4 protein-coding genes are annotated in these 5,396 nt (G+C 45.5%); 2 read left to right on the forward strand and 2 right to left on the reverse strand.

Annotated features, from left to right (window positions below; genetic code table 11):
• Window positions 1-254: 254 nt before the first annotated feature.
• Both PN499_RS18260 and btpA read right to left on the reverse strand, forming a co-directional pair.
• On the reverse strand, window positions 255-1,187 hold the full coding sequence (locus PN499_RS18260) for a vitamin K epoxide reductase family protein (RefSeq protein ID WP_272033523.1): 933 nt from the start codon (window positions 1,185-1,187) through the stop codon (window positions 255-257).
• A 23-nt stretch (window positions 1,188-1,210) separates the two neighbouring features.
• Window positions 1,211-2,092, reverse strand: coding sequence for a photosystem I biogenesis protein BtpA (gene btpA, locus PN499_RS18265; protein WP_272033526.1), 882 nt, complete (start codon window positions 2,090-2,092; stop codon window positions 1,211-1,213).
• A gap of 708 nt (window positions 2,093-2,800) precedes the next feature.
• Here btpA and PN499_RS18270 point away from each other — a divergent pair.
• Window positions 2,801-4,096, forward strand: coding sequence for an RNA-guided endonuclease InsQ/TnpB family protein (locus PN499_RS18270; protein ID WP_272033524.1), 1,296 nt, complete (start codon window positions 2,801-2,803; stop codon window positions 4,094-4,096).
• A 63-nt stretch (window positions 4,097-4,159) separates the two neighbouring features.
• Window positions 4,160-5,200, forward strand: a complete 1,041-nt coding sequence (locus tag PN499_RS18275) for an SGNH/GDSL hydrolase family protein (protein ID WP_272033525.1) — start codon at window positions 4,160-4,162, stop codon at window positions 5,198-5,200.
• The last annotated feature ends 196 nt before the right edge of the window (window positions 5,201-5,396 follow it).

Below are 5,396 nucleotides of genomic sequence, written 5' to 3' on the forward strand. Positions count from 1 at the left end.
GCAGGAGGCAGGAGGCAGGAGGCAGGAGGCAGGAGGCAGGAGGCAGGAGGCTCTTGTAATACCAATTCTCTAAAAAAGTTATGCAGCAGTAGTGGTAGTAGGTCGATCTTCTGAAGTTAACTCAACAATGCAACTTGTCTCAATAATTTGGAGAATTGGTATTAGCGATCGCTATAACTAAATTCTTCTTCCCTCTTTCTTCCTCTTCCCTAACCCCTAGCCCCTAGCCCCTAGCCCCTCTTCCCCTCTATAGATTATCTAGGCGGTGAACTTCGGAAATTGGTAGGCCCTGTGTAACCCGATACCTCAGCCAGCTTCTCCAAACTTTGCGTACCTGCATATAACTTGCCGTTGATTTCCCAAGTCGGGAAACCTTGAATTTTTGCTGCTTCGCACAGTTGAGTCCGGGAATTTTTACCCTTGGGATCGCATTCTACGTAATCAAGAATACTTGCCGCCTGGTTGCCAAACAGTTCTTTCTGTTCGTGACAATGAGGACACCAGTAAGCACCATATTCTTTAGCACCTATCTGCTTGAGATGGCGGGCTAAAGCGATTTCTGCCGTTCCCGAAACGGTAGTAACAGCAGGGGCAGCAATGCCGGGGACGGAGTTAGACGAGGAGGTCTCTACGCTGTGGCTGTTGTAAAGGCCCAAGGCTGCGATCGTCGTGACCATCGCTACCATAGTCCCCGTAAACAAGAGTTGCCCGATATCTTCCCACTCGTGGCCCAGTAAAGTCACTAGAAACAGAGAGATCGAGAGTATAGCCGAACTAACGCAGTAAACGCATAAGTCCCCGATCTGAAAAATCATTAAATACATCAAGTAGCCGCTAAAAATCGGCATGGCAGTGGCTAATACAAAGATTACCAGCCAAGTCGAGCTTTCTAATTTAGAGCGGAGTCCTTTATCTGTTTCAGAATTAACGACGAGTGGAACTACTGCCAGTGCGGCCATGCTGAGATAAGCAGCAAAACCCAACAAACTCAAGGGTAATATGCCACCTACAGTGGCATAGGGGCTGTTGAGCACTTTTTCACAACCGCTAGTCGGACAAAGGACAGAATTCCCAGTTAATTTCGCGATCGTCAGATAGGCAGTTTCTAGAACGCCGATAGCTGCGATCGCGGCAATGATAATTCTAGACCAGCGGTGAATCCAGGGGGTTGAACGTCGGCGAACCATTTCTCGTATTTAGAGTTTAGATTTTAGATTTGAGAATTAGCGATCGGAGATTGGGAGTTCCCAGTCTCTACTCCCCATTCTCCAGTTCTTTGTTGAGCTTTGGCATTAAGGCCGCGCCGTGTCGCCTCCACAAACTGACTGACGCGAATGGGATCTATTGGTTGTTCGATTCGGCCGTGTCGCTTCAAGGAACTAGAGACAATTACGCCGTCAACAGCACAGATCAAGCTAGGGATATTTTCCCAATTCGCACCGCTACCGATGAAAACTGGTGTCCCTGCCGCCGCTGCGGTTGCCAATTCCAGATCCTCTAAATTGGGAGGACTACCAGTAGTCCAGCCAGAGATAATCACTGCATCGGCTAAAGCGCGTTCTATGGTCTCTTGCACGGCTGTGGTCAGATTGGGGCTACCCAAGGGCCGACCATGCTTGACCAAAACATCTGCTAATATTTTGACATCGCTCCCCAATTCTCGGCGATAGCGTAGCAGTTGGTGAGCTTGGCCTTCGATTAATCCTTGGTCGCAAGCCATGACACCGTTGAGAACGTTGACGCGGATGAAGTGAGCTTGAGTACAGGAGGCGATCGCCATTGCACTCTTACCATCATTCCGCAAAACATTAACTCCGATCGGCAGCGTCACCAAGTTCATTAGCCGCTGTACAACTAGCGTCATAGCGCTCACCACAGCCGGATCTACCTCGTCTTTGGCAAAAGGAGCGTCGAAAAAATTCTCGACTATAATACCGTTTACGCCACCAGAAGCCAGCGCTGTCGCCTCTTGCTCAGCTCTCCCGATAATAGCTTTGAGATTACCGCCCCAACGCACAGAAGTGGGAAGGGGTTGCAAATGTACAACGCCAATAATCGGGTTTGGTGTTTTGAATATTTGTTTTAAGTCCACTGGTTTACCTGAAACCACCAATTTTTGACACTCCCACCCCTTGAGAGGGTAGGATTCTTTGGAGATTTCGCTCCGAATATTCGTTCCACCAAACTTACTCAAATCTGACGACTCAGACTTAATGTTGGCTTCCTGCTTCATTCTGGGGAGTCGGCTCCTTCCAGTCCACAGGCGTTTAGTTTAGGCTGAACTAGCCTTACTTTTTCAATCGGGGGCCTCGGTCAGATTAATCGCTGCGTTTAAGTCCCGATTCAATATTAGAGTCTGAGAGTTCTGAATTGAATTCTACCAAAAAACTTGACAGGGGAAGAGTGCCTCAGCGCCGCACCTACCCGTCAAGACTCTACTTAATTAAAAATTAAAAATTAAAAATTAAAAATTAAAAATTTTAGAAATGTAGTTGGTTAGGAAAATGAAATATTAAATTTTTTAATTGATTCGGATGCCAACGGAATCGATGATGACTTGCGATCGCACTCCAGTTTTTTGAGTCATAGCCATGCCTTAAAGGTATCCGTAACGCCGCCCTCTGAGGGGTATCCTAATTTCGTAACTTCGCCTAAAACGCTATAAAATCTGATTTATAAAAAATACCCTGAAAACCCTGTGGCTTGAGCATGGGGATGAAAGGGCATTGCAGGATTTATCCTGCCTGTTAATTTCAAGATCGCTAAACATAGTAAAATAAATCAATGGAGGTAGAACCAAATGTATGCAGTGCAAAAAGATATTTGGCATTTAACGGGGCTTAACAAAATTATTGTTGAACAACTACTAAGATGGTCAAACAATCTGTTCAATGTTGGCACTTACGAAAGTCGGCAACGTTATTTTAAGGACAAAGGCGCGGTTAAATACCCGGACTTGTACAAGATAACTAAGACCAATGAGAATTACGGTCTACTCTACTCGCAAGTAGCTCAACAATCATTAAAGTCTGTTGCCGAATCCTTTAGCTCTTTCCGAGCTTTGGAAAGGCTAGCTAAGAAGGGGCAAATTAGTCAAAAGCCAAGATTGCCCAAGTACAAAACCAAAGGCGGTATGTACCAAGTTGCCTATCCCGGACAAGCCTTGAAAATAGTCGGCAATCAGGTGAGACTACCTCTGGGAACCAAAGGAAAAGAACACTTTGGGACAGATGCTCTCTGGGTTCCACTACCTGAACGCATCAAAGGTTGCCAGATCAAAGAACTCAGGTTAATTCCTAGAAACGGTGAGGTGTGGGTTGAGTATGTTCACGAATCTTTAACTGAACAGACCCCTAGCTGTAGTCTCGAAGTAACAGGAATTATGGGTATAGATCATGGCATCAATAACTGGTTGACCTGTGTTTCAAGTAATGGCAAGCCTTTTATTGTTGATGGTCATAAGCTCAAGTCTTGGAACCAATGGTTCAATAAACAAAAAGCGCGACTACAATCCATACACGCTCAATGCAAGCTACCTAAAGGCTTCTCGTCAAAAAGACTGCAACAGTTGTCGGAAACTCGTGCCAGAAGGATGAGAGATGCCGTCAACAAGGCAGTCAGAACCATAATAAAGCATTGTGAAAACTACCAAATCAACGTCATAGTTTTTGGTTGGAATAAGGGGCAGAAACAAGAAGTTAATATGGGAGGTAAGACCAATCAGAGCTTCGTTCAAATTCCCACAGCTAAAGTCAAGGATAGACTACAACAAGAGTGTGACTCTCTAGGTTGGCGATTTGTAGAGCAAGACGAATCTTACACATCAAAAGCCAGCTTTTTAGACCGAGATTTTCTGCCAGTGAAAGTCGGTGAAAAACCTGACAATTGGCAACCATCCGGGAAAAGAATCAAGCGAGGCCTTTATCGCTCTAGCGCTGGATTGTTAATCAATGCGGATATTAACGGCGCGGCAAATATTATCCGAAAATCAAAAGTAGCCACAGACTCAATTATTGAGCGAGTGAGTAGTGGGTCGCTGGCAAACCCTTTAAGAATTAAACTTTGGCGGGATTCATCCCCTAAAGTTTGTCCTTAAGAATCCCCGCGTCTTTAGACCGGGGAGTGTCAAACCTGTAGTTCTTCTTCCTTAAAGCTATTGGTGAAAGTTTCTCTGATTATTTTAGCGATCGCCGCAGCATTGCTAGTGGTAGTAGAAGTAAGTCTCCGGGTGTTCTTTGGCTTTGGCAATCCCCTGATTTACATTGCAGATTCCGACTGCGGTTATCTGTTGGCCCCTAACCAGAGTGTCAGGCGATTTGGCAATCGGATTGAAATTAACCAGCATTCCATGCGTAGCCCTCCGATAACGCCAATACCTGCGGTGTCAACTCGCAGGGTTTTACTGCTGGGAGATTCGATCGCTAATGGCGGTTGGTGGACAGATCGCTCAGATACTATCTCAGAAATGATGGCACGGCTTTTAGCCCAAGGAAAGGGAGATGGGGGAGATGAGGGAGATGGGGGAGATGGGGAAGTTAAATCTTTCTCTTCCCTATCCTCCCTACCTTCCTCATTCTCCCTATCCTCCATTCCCCAGTCTAAGGTCGAAGTGCTCAATGCTTCCGCTAATTCTTGGGGGCCGCGAAATGAGTTAGCTTATTTAGAGAAATTTGGGCATTTTGGGGCGATCGCAGTAGTATTGCTGATTAATACAGATGATTTGTTTGCTAAAGCTCCTAGTTCTTGGGTAGTGGGACGCGATCGCAACTACCCAAACCGCAAACCCCCTTCTGCCATAGTAGAAGTATTGACCCGCTACCTCTTGCCATACCCACCTCTTCCCGAATTAGATGTACCCAAAAAGGAAAGAGGAGATATCGTCGGTTACAACATAGAAGCGATTCGTCAAATTAAGACAATAGTTACATCTGTTAACGCCCAGTTTATTTTAGCGATGACTCCCTTAGTGCGGGAAATTAGCGATCGCCACCCCCGCGATTACGAAATTAAAGCCAGAACCCGCCTTACCGAATTTACTCAAACCGAGCAAATACTTTACCTAGATTTTCTTCCTATTTTTAAATCAGTTCAGCACCCAACCAGCTTGTATCGAGACAATATTCATCTGAGCATCCAAGGAAATCAACTTGTCAGCCAAATCATTACTAATTCTCTCCGACAACAATTTGGTAATTGGTAATTGGTAATTGGTAATTGGTAATGGCTAATTGCTAATTGCTAATTGCTAATTATCAATCTTCCCGATCCTCCCTATCTCCTCTGCTCCCCTGCTCCCCTATCTCCTCTGCTCCCCTAGCCCCTAGCCCCTAGTCCCTAGCGATAATTGGTAATTAAAGCATTATGCAATAACTATGTCATTGCGAGCGAAGCGAAGC

This window comes from Kamptonema animale CS-326, from assembly GCF_028330895.1.
GTDB classification, from domain to species: Bacteria; Cyanobacteriota; Cyanobacteriia; order Cyanobacteriales; family Microcoleaceae; genus Kamptonema; species Kamptonema formosum.